Raw genomic sequence first — 13,968 nt, 5'->3', positions numbered from 1 at the left:
GAGGGATAGAGATGAAAAAAGGACGCGTAAGCCAAGTAATGGGACCGGTCGTTGACATTCGTTTCGAAGACGGTCACTTACCTGAGATTTATAATGCGATTAAAGTTTCACATAAAGCGCAAAACGAAAATGAAGTAGACATTGAACTGACGCTTGAAGTTGCGCTCCATTTGGGTGACGATACAGTTCGTACAATTTCCATGGCTTCTACTGATGGTGTTACACGCGGAATGGAAGCTATTGATATGGGAGAACCGATCTCTGTACCTGTTGGAAACGTGACACTTGGACGCGTATTCAACGTACTTGGAGAGAACATTGATTTGGATGAGCCTCTACCTGCGGAAACAGCTAAAGATCCGATTCATAGAGAGGCTCCTACATTTGATCAACTCTCAACAGAAGTAGAGATCTTAGAGACGGGAATTAAAGTTGTTGACTTGCTTGCTCCATATATTAAAGGTGGAAAAATTGGCCTTTTTGGTGGAGCAGGAGTAGGAAAAACAGTATTAATTCAGGAGCTTATTAATAACATCGCTCAAGAACACGGTGGTATTTCTGTTTTTGCGGGTGTTGGAGAACGTACTCGTGAAGGAAATGACCTTTACCATGAAATGAAAGATTCCGGTGTTATCGGAAAAACGGCGATGGTTTTCGGTCAGATGAACGAGCCGCCTGGTGCACGTATGCGTGTTGCCTTGACTGGTTTGACAATGGCTGAGCATTTCCGTGATAAAGAAGGCCAGGACGTTTTATTCTTTATCGATAATATCTTCCGCTTTACTCAAGCGGGATCTGAAGTATCTGCACTTCTCGGTCGCATGCCATCAGCGGTTGGTTATCAGCCGACACTTGCAACTGAGATGGGTCAGCTTCAAGAACGGATCACATCAACAAACGTCGGATCTGTAACATCGATTCAGGCTATCTATGTTCCTGCCGATGACTATACTGACCCAGCACCAGCAACAACGTTTGCTCACTTGGATGCGACGACAAACCTTGATCGTAAGTTGTCAGAAATGGGGATTTATCCTGCGGTTAACCCGTTGGAATCTACTTCCCGTGCGCTTGCTCCAGAGGTTGTTGGAGAAGAGCATTATACAGTTGCTCGTCAAGTACAACAAATCTTGCAGCGTTATAAAGAACTACAGGATATTATTGCGATTCTCGGTATGGATGAGCTTTCTGATGAAGATAAGCTTGTCGTAAGCCGTGCACGTCGTATTCAATTCTTCCTGTCACAAAACTTCCACGTAGCTGAACAGTTTACAGGACAGCCTGGTTCTTATGTTCCTGTTAAAGAAACTGTAAAAGGCTTTAAAGAGATTCTTGACGGTAAGCATGACAATCTTCCTGAGGATGCTTTCCGCCTAGTCGGCCGAATTGAAGAGGCTGTCGAAAAAGCAAAGGGAATGGGTGTAGAAGTTTAATCTGGACCTAGGAGGGCAAAAACATGAAGACCATAAAAGTCAATATCGTTACTCCCGACGGCCCAGTATATGAAGATGATATAGAAATGGTAAGCGTTCGGGCTGAGAGCGGTGAACTTGGTATCTTGCCAGGTCACATTCCGACTGTCGCTCCGCTAAAAATTGCCGCTGTCCGTCTGAAAAAAGACGGTGAAACTGAGCTGGTTGCCGTCAGCGGGGGAATTGTTGAAGTACGCCCTGATCATGTCACCATTTTGGCACAGACAGCGGAAACATCTGAGGAAATTGATAAACAACGTGCTTTAGAGGCTAAACACCGTGCAGAGGAACGCTTGAAAAAGCATACTCCAGATGTTGACCTCATGCGGGCGGAACTTGCATTAAGACGCGCGATTAATCGCTTAGAAATTACAAAGTAAAAAGTTTAGATCCTTTTTTAGATCCTTCCCATTTGGCGGGAAGGATTTTTTAATATGGTTGATTAACCTCCAAAAAATTCGACCCAAATCACTTGAAAAGAGCAATGTTTATCTTTATTCTATAGCAGAGAACCTAGGGCGGTATCAAGTTTGAATGTAAGGAGGCGTCATTTCATATGGAAGGTATTGGTCAACAAGCCGCTGTCAGTATTCTCGTTCATCTCTTCTTTATCGCTTTGACATGGTGGGCTCTTCTAGCGGTTAATATCGATCCTCTGATTAAGAGAGGAAAGATACTTCAAGCGAGAGTATTGATGATTATCATGACGATTGCTATCGGTTCAATTGTTAGTAATTTTTTCTTGGATTATCTTTATTATTCAAGACAATTGCACAATTTATTTTTTTAAATTTTTGAAAAGAACGGTCAAGTTCTGTCAATCTTGCGGGACTGACCTTGTTTTTCCACGTATTCTTTTCCTGCAATCCGTCAAAAATGGAGAGTAGGAGAGGATGATAGGAAATGAAGAAAAAACAATTGGTCAATGCCGTTATTCTTTTTGGAATTTTAATGGTTGGGGTCTACTCATTCAAATCGCTTAAAGCTGTAGAAAACACACCACTTTCGCAGCTTGTCACAGGTTTAACAGAGCATCATGTTGAGCTTGATGAATGGACACTTCATACAAAAAAACAGTTTATTTCCTCAAAACAAGAACTTATTGAAAAAGTGCAACATTTTAAGAAGCAGTACCGACAATATCAATGGACTTTTAAACAAACAAATCAGTCTGTAAAAGCAACAGGAATTCATACAGATCAAAAAAATCATATAAAATCGACGATTCGATTAGAATCAACCCTCAAAAAACAAGGATTTGTATCGTATTTATTGTATGAGCAAAAAGGTGCGGGCCAACGGGAAAACTGGAATCATACATATAAACAGTTTGAACGAAAAGCATTCGACATATTGCGGGAAAATACCACAATTTTCACTTGTCTAAAGGGTCACTTAAGTGGTATGATGAATGTTGTTTTGCAAAAAAAAGCAAATGATCTAATAAATGAATTTAAAGGAAAGTTAGTTGAAAAATTAATTGAACCAAATTTCGTATCTATTTCTGCCTATACTAATGAGTGGAGATCCATAAAAACTGAAAATCAGCAAATGAACTTGCAAGTTTCACTTAGAAATGCGGGAATGGGCGAAAAACTTACCGTTACGGTTGGAACACCAATCATAACGACTGAATATTAATATAGAGAAATTGGGACGCGGAGGGGAATACCTTGGAAAAAATCATCGTCCGCGGCGGTCAAAGGTTAAACGGCACAGTCAAAGTTGAAGGTGCAAAAAACGCCGTTTTACCAGTTATCGCTGCATCTTTGTTAGCAAGTGAAGAAAAAAGCGTAATATGTGATGTGCCTACGCTCTCCGATGTATATACGATTAATGAAGTGTTACGTCATTTAGGCGCAAATGTGCATTTTGAAAATAATACAGTAACGGTTGATGCATCTCGTTCATTATCAACAGAGGCACCGTTTGAATATGTAAGAAAAATGCGTGCATCCGTTTTAGTAATGGGTCCGCTTCTTGCTCGCACAGGCCATTCGAGAGTAGCTCTTCCTGGAGGATGTGCAATTGGATCAAGACCAATTGATCAGCATTTGAAAGGTTTTGAAGCAATGGGGGCAAAAATTAAAGTTGGAAACGGCTTTATTGAAGCAATTGTAGAAGGTCGTCTTCAAGGGGCAAAAATCTACCTTGATTTCCCTAGTGTTGGAGCAACGGAGAACTTGATTATGGCAGCAGCTTTAGCTGAAGGTACGACAACTCTTGAGAATGCTGCAAAAGAACCTGAAATCGTTGATTTAGCTAACTATATTAATGCAATGGGTGGAAAAATCCGAGGTGCCGGTACAGGCACTATTAAAATTGAAGGTGTTAAAACACTGCATGGTGCTAAGCATAACATTATTCCTGATCGGATTGAAGCCGGAACATTTATGGTAGCAGCAGCAATTACCCAAGGAAACGTTCTTGTGCAAGGGGCAGTGCCTGAACATTTGACATCATTGATTGCCAAAATGGAAGAAATGGGTGTCGAAATTTTGGAAGAAGCAGATGGTCTTCGGATTATCGGTCCAGCCGAATTAAAATCAATCGATATTAAAACAATGCCGCATCCTGGATTTCCGACTGATATGCAGTCACAGATGATGGCTCTTTTGATGCGCGCTAATGGAACCAGTATGATTACCGAAACCGTTTTTGAAAATCGATTTATGCATGCGGAAGAGTTCCGACGTATGAATGGAGATATCAAAATTGAAGGAAGATCTGTCATTATTAATGGTCCTGTGGATCTCCAAGGTGCAGAAGTAGCGGCTACTGATCTCAGAGCTGGTGCTGCGCTTATTCTTGCAGGATTGGTCGCTGATGGTCATACGCGTGTAACAGAATTAAAACATTTAGATCGCGGGTATGTCAACTTCCATCAAAAGCTTGCAAACCTCGGTGCTGATATTGAACGTATACATGATGAAGAAACCGTTCACCTTGAACCGAAAGAAGTTGTGACTGACTTAAACGCATAAACAAACTCAAATCAGTATGTCAATTGGCATACTGATTTTTATTTTCTGGTATCATTATGAACCAAAAATACAAAATTAATACATCAACCGTATACAAAATGTACAGTCATATTAGCTTGTCCCCGACCATAAAATAAAAATAGATCAATGTTGAAATGGGGGCTAATGATTTGAAACAGCTAATAGTCGTACTAACAGGAATATGTATACTGATTGTACTTGTGCCAACACTGCTTGTCATCCCTTTCCAAGGAGGATCGGGAATCAAAAAAACAGAAAAGCAGGGTCAACACCAAGAGAAAAAAGCGACAACGACATTAAAAGAGTCTCCCGTTTCAATTCCGGTTTACAGAACGGCTGACCGCCGAGTTGAACACATTCCACTTGAAGAGTATGTGGTTGGTGTTGTTGCTTCAGAGATGCCGGCTGACTTTGAAATTGAAGCCTTAAAAGCTCAGGCGCTCGCAGCACGTACTTATATCGTGAGGCAGATGGTATCTGATCAAACGGTTCGATCACCAAAAGGCTCACTTGTTGATGATACTCAAATGTTTCAAGTGTATAAAAACAATGCAGAACTACAAAAAATTTGGAAAGATGATTATCGTTGGAAGATTAAAAAGGTAACAGAAGCTGTTGCCGAAACACAAGGGAAAATTTTAACGTACAATCATAAGCCAATTGATGCATCATTCTTTTCTACAAGTAATGGCTATACTGAAAATGCAGCTGCTTATTGGACCAGTGATATTCCATATTTAAAAAGTGTGAAAAGCGCTTGGGATAAAAAATCCCCAAAGTTTTTAAATCATCAAACATTTGAGGCATCTGAGTTTGAGCAAAAACTCGGTGTCAAACTGGGAGGTTCAGAAAGTATTGGTAAGATAACTGAACGAACACCTGGAAAGCGCGTCGCAAGTGTTGTCATCAATGGGAAAAAACTGGACGGCAGAGATATTCGTGAAAAGTTAGGCCTGAAATCAGCCGATTTTGATTGGAAGCGTAAAGGCAACCAAATCATTGTCACAACGAGAGGATATGGTCATGGCGTAGGAATGAGCCAATATGGGGCTCATTATATGGCGAAAGACGGTAAAACAGCTGAGGATATCGTCAAATATTATTATAAAGGAACGAATATTTCCAATGCTAATGAATTTGTAAATCGTTATATGGCTAAAAAATAAACATAAAAGGGCAGTCTAATCAGTCAATTTTTTGACGATTGGCCGCCCTTTTTATTATTTTAATGAGTGGTGTACATCACACCAAACGATCTCCTTTTCCGATATGATTGAAGAAGAACGATTTGAAAAAGAGATGAAAAAGTTTACAATAGACGACAAGGGGGAGTGTGTATGGTCACCAATCATGAACATGTATTTGATAAAAAAGACCGGCCGCTTCGAGACTTGAGAATTTCTGTAACCGATCGCTGTAATTTGCGGTGCACATATTGTATGCCTGCTGAAATCTTTGGACGTGATCATCTGTTTTTACCAAAAAGTGAGCTTCTTTCCTTTGAAGAGCTTGAACGGTTAGCTCATTTGTTTGTCAAAACTTTTGGTGTTGAAAAAATTCGCATAACTGGCGGAGAGCCCTTAATGAGAAAAGATATGCCTGATCTCATTAAAAAACTGTCCCACATATCTGGACTTTACGATATTGCGATGACAACGAATGGACTGTTATTGCCAGTTTATGCTGAGAAACTCAAAAAAGCAGGTTTAAAAAGGGTGACCATTAGCTTGGATTCGCTTAATGATGAACGTTTTAAAGCGATTAATGGAAGAGGGGTCTCTGTTAGCAAAGTACTAGCCGGTATCGAAGCGGCAAAACAAGCTGGTTTAGGCATTAAAATCAACATGGTTGTCCAAAAAGGGGTCAATGAAACAGATATACTATCGATGGCTCGTTACTTTAAGGAAAAGGGCGAGATTTTACGGTTTATTGAGTTTATGGATGTGGGTAATACAAATGAGTGGAAAAAGCAGTCAGTGATAACTAAAGCTGATATCATCGAGATTCTCAATCAAGAATTGCCAATTGAAGAGCTTGAACCGAATTATAAAGGGGAAGTTGCCCAAAGGTTTCGCTATCGGGATGGTGTTGGTGAGGTTGGTTTCATTTCTTCAGTATCTGACGCTTTTTGTGGTACATGTAACAGAGCAAGACTATCAGCAAAGGGCGAGCTTTTTACATGTTTGTTCGCCTCAACTGGTTTTGATCTTCGAGCATTGCTCAGAAGTGGACAATCTGATCAAGAGATTGAAGAGGCGATCCGCACAGTGTGGCAAAACCGTAATGATCAATATTCACTTGATCGTACACATTCAAAAGCGATGTCAAAAAATAAAGTGGAGATGTCATACATTGGTGGATAGAAAAAACACCAGGCTGCCGGGAAATAGTCGGCAGTCTGTTTTCATTACAAATGCAGATAGTCATCGGAGAGCTGGTTCGTTGCTTGAATCACCTTTAAAATTGTTTGTAAGCGGTCACATCCATCCATATATGGTTTCCATCGCTCATGATGATCACATGATCACCACCTACCAAACCTTTCTTATAACGAAAAGACGAGATCGTTTTATAATCGATATTCAGATAAAACGAAGGAACCTAATAGTGAAGAATAAAACAACAACCTTTTATCGGTTGCAGCAAGAATCCCTCTGTATGGGGTATATCTCGCAAACATCTTCGTGTGATATGTACATAGAATACTGGATTTAATCTCCTCGTTTAGCTCAAGTTGGCTTTGAATAGCGGCTTTTCCTTGACTGATATTTTGTAGTACGAGTGTAAAGAAAAAAGGTATCTGATTCATCTGAAAGGAAGAACGATAGTAATATGTTATAGTATGATGAGTAGCACTTTCACTGAAAAATGCACTGTACACACTGGTATTTTCGGGTATTGCCAATTTACCACATTGTTCAGGGGTATTTTTGTTTTTAGTTAATGAAAGGCGGTTTTTTTATGCAATCCTCTTATTTCTATCATCTGTTACAAATAGACCATATCGTCAAAATGAGTGATTTTCCGAATGAACAACAACTTACCGATTCGTTCGTGTTTATTTTTCACTTGAAGGGTGATGGGAAAATAAATATTAACCAGATTGAGAGCCTGCTGAAAAAAGAAACACTTTATATTTGTCCACCCTATGAAACATTTGGAATCACTTCTGTATCTGCTGATATGAATATGTATCTTCTTCGGTTACAGATATATGAATGTAATGAACAGCAGCAAATGACTGTTACAAATTCCAAGAGTTTTTCTGATTCACAGATGATCGATGTTCAGTCTGTCGGAAATCTTGCCGCTCGCCTTCAAGAATTATCAGACTTATGGCCTGTTTCTTCAACACTTCAAGCAATGAAATCTCAGATTGAATTGCAACAGCTTCTTTACGACATCTGTTTAACGAAACAATTTCATTCTGCAGATACCGCATCAGCAATTGCAGAAACAAAGGAATTTATTAAAGCCCACTCAGATGCTTCATTGACACTGAATCAACTGGCAAAAATGGCCGGCATTAGTGCTAAACATTATAGTGAAACATTTAAAAGGCTTTATGGGCAAAGTGTGACAGAGTTTATTACAGAAACGAGAATCACAAAGGCAAAACGTTTAATGGCCAAAGCTAGCTATAAGCTTAGAGAAATTGCCAATCAGATCGGTTATCAGGATGAATTTTATTTTAGTAGGACATTTAAAAAACAAACTGGTTTATCTCCGACAGCATACATGAAAAAAAGACGAAGGAAATTGGCGGCATACGGACAAAACACAATTGGGCAGCTCATACCACTTCATCTTATTCCTTATGCAGCTTCACTTCACCCGAAATGGACAGCATACTATTATAAACATTACGCACATGACATCCCCCTTCATCTTAGCGCTTATCGTTTTCATGAGCCATGGGAAGAAAATTTGCGCATGTTAGGAGCTGCCGAGCCTGAGCTCATTATCAGCATGGACGATATTTCTAAACATCAACAGGAGCAGTTGAACCAAATAGCAGATGTACTCTATCTTCGTTCAGAGGAAAACTGGAGAACAAATCTTTGGACGACTGCCTCATATTTGAAGGAGGAAACAGAAGCGCGCCAATGGTTGGCAGTTTATGAACGGAAAGTTGAATTGGCAAGAGAGCATCTTTCAGCTGTACGAAAACAAAAATTTTTGTTTTTGCGTCTTCATAAACATGATGTTTACCTTGCCCACAATCGCTCTGTTCAAGAAGTATTTTTTGGTGATTTAGGGTTTATATCGGCTGTTTCTCTAGATGAGTCGACAAATCAGGCCATTTCGCTTGAGACGATTGCTGCCTATGGTCCAGATCAGATCATGATGTTTATTTTCAAAGAGCCGGAAACATTGGCATACTATCAACAACTTCAACAGACAGCTTTTTGGCAAAATCTTAAAGCTGTACAGCAAAAGCAAGTTCATCAAATCCAGTCTGATCCTTGGCGTGAATATTCAGCATGTAGCCATGAACGACTGATTCGCCAAGCTGTAAAGTGCTTATCCGGAAAAAATCCATTTTAATTGCCGGATATTGTCCATGGTTTTCTAAGGAAGGCTTACCTATAATTTTAATTGATAATTATTATCAATTAATTGAGGAGGTCACATTTGTGAGAAAACTTTCTATATTTTTATTGGTCTTGCTTCTTGCCTTAACCGCTGCAGCTTGCGGAGACAAAAAAGAAAAGGTAAGCAGTGAGACAAAAGGTTCTGATTCTACAGAGAAAGATATTACATATCTTGGTCATACATATAAGGTAAAGGTTCCAACCCAAAAAATTGTCATTACTGGGAGCGTTGAATCAATGGAAGACGCTAAGCTTCTAGACGTTCATCCAGTTGGTGCAATGTCTTTCTCAGGAAAGTTCCCACCATTGTTTGAAAGTATAACAGACCAGGCAGAACCAGTTGGTGAAAAAATAGCACCGAACATTGAGAAAATTCTTGAACTAAACCCTGATGTTATTATAGCATCGACAAAATTCCCAGAGAAAATGGTTAAAAAGCTCGAGCAAACAGGAAAGACAATTCCTGTTTCCCATATTTCATCCAACTGGAAAGATAATTTGAACCTGTTGGCTGAATTAACAGGAAAAGAGGACAAAGCAAAACAGATTATTTCAGATTATGAAAGTGATCTTAAAGAAGCAAAAATGAAATTAGCGAAAACAGCAAAGAATAAGAAAGCAATCGTTGTTAGAATCAGAAAAGGAAATGTGTTTATTTATCCGAAAGATGTCTTTTTCAATTCAACACTATACGGTGAATTAGGATTTGCTGCGCCTGCTGAAGTGAAAGAAGCAAAAACTCAAGAACTGATCTCGATTGAAAAATTAAGTGAAATCAATCCTGACTATATGTTTGTTCAGTTTGCCGACAATGAAAATGCAGACAAGCCAAATGCGCTTAAAGATTTAGAGAAAAATCCAATTTGGAAAAACATCTCAGCTGTTCAAAAGAATCACGTGTTCGTTAATGCTGTAGATCCGCTTGCTCAGGGAGGTACAGCGTGGAGTAAAATTGAATTTCTAAAAGCGGCGTCAGAAAAATTGGTAAAAAACTAAAATAGAAAAGGTTTTTCATTATGCGTTCAAAGCGAATGACACAGATGATCATCATTTCCGCTCCATTTTTGGTGATATTGTCCGTTTTTCTCTCTATATGCTATGGAGCAAAGCAACTTGATACAGATGTCATTGTTTCAGCATTTCTGGACTTTGATAAAGGGAATACCGATCATCAAATTATTTGGTATTCCCGGCTTCCGCGGGCTGTTGGCGCTCTCTTGATTGGAGCGGCGCTGGCCGTGTCCGGAGCGCTTATGCAGGGAATAACTCGAAATTACTTGGCATCTCCATCGATTATGGGCGTTTCTGACGGTTCAGCGTTTATCATCACACTTTTGATGATTGTACTTCCGCAATCGACATCGCTTGAAATGATAGTGTACTCCTTTATCGGTTCTGCCGTCGGAGCACTTCTCGTTTTTGGGCTGGCATCGGTGATTCCAAACGGTTTTACACCTGTTCAGCTAGCGATTATTGGAACGGTGACAAGCATGTTGCTCAGCAGTGTGTCAGCGGCTATGTCCATCTATTTTCAAGTTTCACAAGATCTAAGTTTTTGGTATAGCGCAAGACTTCATCAAATTAATTCGGACCTTTTGAAGTTTGCTATTCCTTTTTTCATGATCGGCATCATTCTGGCGCTTTCCCTTAGCAAAAGAGTGACAGCTCTTTCATTGGGTGACGATATTTCAAAAAGTCTTGGGCAACAGAAAAAAGCCGTTAAATTCATTGCGATGGTATCAGTTGTGATATTGACAGGCAGTTCAGTCGCTATAGCGGGAAAAATTGCCTTCGTTGGTTTGGTTGTGCCACATATAACGCGCTTTCTCGTTGGCTCTGACTATAGCCGGTTGATTCCTTGTTCTTGCATCATTGGTGGTGTCTTTTTAACAATGAGTGATCTTGCTAGTCGATTTATCAATTATCCATTTGAAACACCAATTGAAGTGGTTACCTCCATCATCGGTGTTCCTTTCTTCCTTTACTTGATTAAGAGAAAAGGAGGGGAACAACATGCCTAAAAAAATAGCAATGATTTACATCGTTTTCATTGCACTGATTTTACTGGTTTGTTATTTTAGTATAACAATGGGTGTTTTCTCAGTACATCCATTAGATCTGCTTTCTACCCTTTTTCAAATCAATCCAAATGAACAGAATAGTATTTTATTGTTTGAATTAAGACTGCCACGCATTGTTACAGCTGGCCTTGTCGGGCTCGGATTGGGAGTTGCCGGCGCTGTCATACAAGCGATCACAAGAAATGGCTTGGCTGATCCCGGGATACTGGGTATTAATGCGGGAGCAGGTGCAGCGATTGTCGGCTATTTGTTAATGTTTAAAGGCCAAATGGATTCACAAAGCCTTCTATCGGCAATGGGTATGCCTTTTTTCGGATTAATAGGAGGGCTTTTGGCAGCTATTTTCATTTTGATGTTTGCTTGGCATGGTGGAGGGTTTGATAGCGGCAGAATTATTTTAGTAGGAATCGCGATTAATTCGGGTTTTAGTGCTATTTCATTGTACTTATCATTAAAAATGAATCCTAACGATTTTGAAATGGCTATGTTGTGGCGAAATGGGAGTATGTCAGCGGCTAATTGGACATATATTCAGGCTGCTTTGCCTTGGTTTCTGTTATTTATCCCATTTTTGATTGCAAAAAGTCATGTGCTTGATACAATCCGCTTTGATGAGGATATTGTCAAAAGTTTGGGTGTATCATCTAATCTCGAAAAATTGGTCCTGCTTTGCGCCTGTGTCGGAATTATTAGCGCCTGTGTCTCCATATCGGGAAGCATGGGGTTTGTCGGTTTAATTGCACCACATATTTCCCGAAGGTTGGCAGGAGTCTTGCATCGCTATTCATTGCCATTAAGTGGACTGATTGGGATGTTTCTTGTCCTGTTGGCTGATTTGGCAGGAAAATTGTTGTTTCAACCAACAGAGGTACCAGCTGGGATTATTCTTGCAATTTTCGGTGTACCTTACTTCTTATACTTGCTTTTCAAACAAAAAAAGGCGGTTCATTAGGATAAAAAGGGGAGAAAGTAAATGGTTCATGATCAACATCTTCAGAGTATGGGCGTGGCTGATTGTTCGCCTGTGACAATTCCCGGGGCTCAACAGCGCCTGATACGTTCGCGAGAGGGGAACCGTAATTACCGTATTTTTATAGCAAAACCTAGTGAAGAGCCGCCACCAACGGGATATCCTGTCATCTATTTGCTTGATGGCAACTCAGTATTTGGAACAATGGTTGAGGCGGTGCGGATGCAGGCGCGCCGGCCAGAGAAAACAGGAGTCATCCCAGCTCTGATCGTTGGGATTGGCTATCAGACAGATGCACCATTCGATCAAAGACGTATTTATGACTTTACGCTTCCGGTGCCTAAAGATGAGTTGCCCCCAAGACCTGATGGAAGAGACTGGCCTGCGTCGGGCGGAGCAGAAACATTTCTGTCGTTCATTGAAAACGACTTAAAACCGCAAATTGAACGTGAATTTAAAATTGATAAAAATAGACAGACCATTTTTGGTCATTCTCTCGGTGGACTGTTTGTCTTGCAAGCTTTGTATAGGAACCCCGGTTTATTTCAAACATATATTGCCGGAAGTCCATCGATTCATTGGAACAGGTCATTTTTTGCTAATGAAGCTGATTTTATATCACGTTTACAAAAAACGAATCTTAAGGTGGATGTCCTGCTTGGAGCAGGAGAATTAGAGAAAACCCATCAATGCCGGATGAATGATAATGCTAAAACTTTGGCTAAACGCTTATCAGCACTTGAAAACTTTGGTGTTCGAGCAGAATTTACCGAATTTAAAGGAGAAGGTCATATCACGGTTTTGCCAGTGTTAATCAGCAGAGCGCTGCGGTTTGCATTAAATCCCGTCAGTCGCAACTGATCTGAAGCAGGGCGCTGTTTTGCGCCCATGTTTCATCTAATTATACAGAGAGTAAAGAAAATATACCGAAAGATGACGGAAAAAATCGAAAATGATTTGACCGTTAGCATTTATTGGTATATTATATTTTTGAACAGTAATGATAATCATTCTCAATTGCGGGGGGTGTACTCTTGAAAACTAGTACATCGAAAGGACATGGTGCAAGATGAAAGACAAGATTGCTTTAGTGACAGGCGCTGGACAAGGCATTGGTGAAGCTATTGTTCGATCACTAACAGACCGCGGTGTGTTTGTTGTAGCGGTAGACCAAAATAGAGAACAGCTTCAAAAACTAGTGTCAGATCTTGGGAATAAGGCTTTGCAAATGACGAGTTTTTATGTAGATGTAGGTGATAGCACTGCTGTTGGTGAGATTGTAGAGCGTATCGAACGAGAGATCGGTCCGATAGAGATGTTGGTTAATGTCGCCGGTGTGCTTCGAACAGGATTGATCACATCTTTTAGTGATGAAGATTGGGAGCAAACATTTAGTGTGAATACATCTGGGGTTTTTTATGTGTCTCGCTCTGTTTCTGCCTATATGATGTCCCGTAGGTCTGGATCAATTGTAACAGTTGGTTCGAATGCGGCGGTGGTCCCGCGAATGTATATGGCTGCATATGCCGCTTCAAAGGCAGCAGCATTGATGTTTACGAAGTGTCTTGGACTTGAGCTTGCCGAGTACAATATTCGTTGTAATATCGTGTCACCAGGTTCAACGGATACCCCTATGTTACGCTCGCTTTTCGCTCATCATGATGGGGCTGAAGATGTGATCACTGGATCTCTTGAAACATATAAGACTGGAATTCCACTTGGGAAAATAGCTGTTCCTGAAGATATCGCGAACGCTGTTTTATTTTTGCTGTCAGACCAGGCAAGCCATATTACAATGCATGATTTGCGTGTTGATGGAGGGGCTACTTTAGGAAGCTAATTCAT

The 13,968-nt window shown here is 40.2% G+C and carries 13 protein-coding genes; all 13 read left to right on the top strand.

Annotation, left to right across the window (positions count from 1 at the left end; translation table 11 throughout):
* Window positions 1–11 precede the first annotated feature (11 nt).
* The 13 genes from atpD (at window position 12) to PDT38_RS09875 (ending at window position 13,963) form a co-directional block, all read left to right on the top strand.
* Window positions 12–1,433, top strand: a complete 1,422-nt coding sequence (gene atpD / locus PDT38_RS09935) for a F0F1 ATP synthase subunit beta (protein WP_270800980.1) — start codon at window positions 12–14, stop codon at window positions 1,431–1,433.
* 23 nt (window positions 1,434–1,456) lie between these two features.
* The gene (locus PDT38_RS09930; RefSeq protein WP_270800979.1) at window positions 1,457–1,852 is read left to right on the top strand and encodes a F0F1 ATP synthase subunit epsilon; all 396 of its coding nucleotides are present in this window, start codon (window positions 1,457–1,459) and stop codon (window positions 1,850–1,852) included.
* Window positions 1,853–2,028: 176 nt separating this feature from the next.
* Window positions 2,029–2,262 carry a DUF1146 family protein gene (locus tag PDT38_RS09925; RefSeq protein WP_270800978.1) on the top strand — a complete coding sequence of 78 codons (234 nt, stop codon included), beginning with the start codon at window positions 2,029–2,031 and terminating at the stop codon, window positions 2,260–2,262.
* Window positions 2,263–2,375: 113 nt separating this feature from the next.
* Entirely contained in the window at window positions 2,376–3,113 is a 738-nt protein-coding gene (locus PDT38_RS09920; RefSeq protein ID WP_270800976.1) for a YwmB family TATA-box binding protein, read from the top strand.
* Window positions 3,114–3,145: 32 nt separating this feature from the next.
* Complete coding sequence (murA, locus tag PDT38_RS09915) at window positions 3,146–4,456, top strand: UDP-N-acetylglucosamine 1-carboxyvinyltransferase (RefSeq protein ID WP_270800974.1); 1,311 nt, start codon at window positions 3,146–3,148, stop codon at window positions 4,454–4,456.
* A 170-nt stretch (window positions 4,457–4,626) separates the two neighbouring features.
* Window positions 4,627–5,643, top strand: a complete 1,017-nt coding sequence (gene spoIID / locus PDT38_RS09910) for a stage II sporulation protein D (protein ID WP_270800973.1) — start codon at window positions 4,627–4,629, stop codon at window positions 5,641–5,643.
* A gap of 171 nt (window positions 5,644–5,814) precedes the next feature.
* Entirely contained in the window at window positions 5,815–6,840 is a 1,026-nt protein-coding gene (gene moaA, locus PDT38_RS09905) for a GTP 3',8-cyclase MoaA (RefSeq protein ID WP_270800971.1), read from the top strand.
* Between the two features lie 598 nt (window positions 6,841–7,438).
* On the top strand, window positions 7,439–9,025 hold the full coding sequence (gene btr, locus PDT38_RS09900; RefSeq protein WP_270800968.1) for a bacillibactin transport transcriptional regulator Btr: 1,587 nt from the start codon (window positions 7,439–7,441) through the stop codon (window positions 9,023–9,025).
* An 89-nt stretch (window positions 9,026–9,114) separates the two neighbouring features.
* Window positions 9,115–10,068 (top strand): iron-hydroxamate ABC transporter substrate-binding protein, encoded by a 954-nt coding sequence (locus tag PDT38_RS09895; RefSeq protein WP_270800965.1) that lies wholly within the window; start codon window positions 9,115–9,117, stop codon window positions 10,066–10,068.
* Window positions 10,069–10,088: 20 nt separating this feature from the next.
* The gene (locus PDT38_RS09890) at window positions 10,089–11,093 is read left to right on the top strand and encodes a FecCD family ABC transporter permease (protein ID WP_270800963.1); all 1,005 of its coding nucleotides are present in this window, start codon (window positions 10,089–10,091) and stop codon (window positions 11,091–11,093) included.
* Window positions 11,094–11,097: 4 nt separating this feature from the next.
* Window positions 11,098–12,105 carry a FecCD family ABC transporter permease gene (locus PDT38_RS09885; protein WP_270801726.1) on the top strand — a complete coding sequence of 336 codons (1,008 nt, stop codon included), beginning with the start codon at window positions 11,098–11,100 and terminating at the stop codon, window positions 12,103–12,105.
* 21 nt (window positions 12,106–12,126) lie between these two features.
* Window positions 12,127–12,984: an alpha/beta hydrolase gene (locus PDT38_RS09880; protein ID WP_270800960.1), complete on the top strand. Its 858-nt coding sequence runs from the start codon at window positions 12,127–12,129 to the stop codon at window positions 12,982–12,984.
* Window positions 12,985–13,192: 208 nt separating this feature from the next.
* Complete coding sequence (locus PDT38_RS09875) at window positions 13,193–13,963, top strand: 2,3-dihydro-2,3-dihydroxybenzoate dehydrogenase (RefSeq protein ID WP_270800957.1); 771 nt, start codon at window positions 13,193–13,195, stop codon at window positions 13,961–13,963.
* Window positions 13,964–13,968: the final 5 nt, after the last annotated feature.

It is taken from the genome of Bacillus changyiensis, assembly GCF_027706145.1.
In the GTDB taxonomy this organism is placed as follows: domain Bacteria; phylum Bacillota; class Bacilli; order Bacillales; family Bacillaceae; genus Bacillus; species Bacillus changyiensis.
This window is presented reverse-complemented; position numbering and strand designations above follow the sequence as displayed.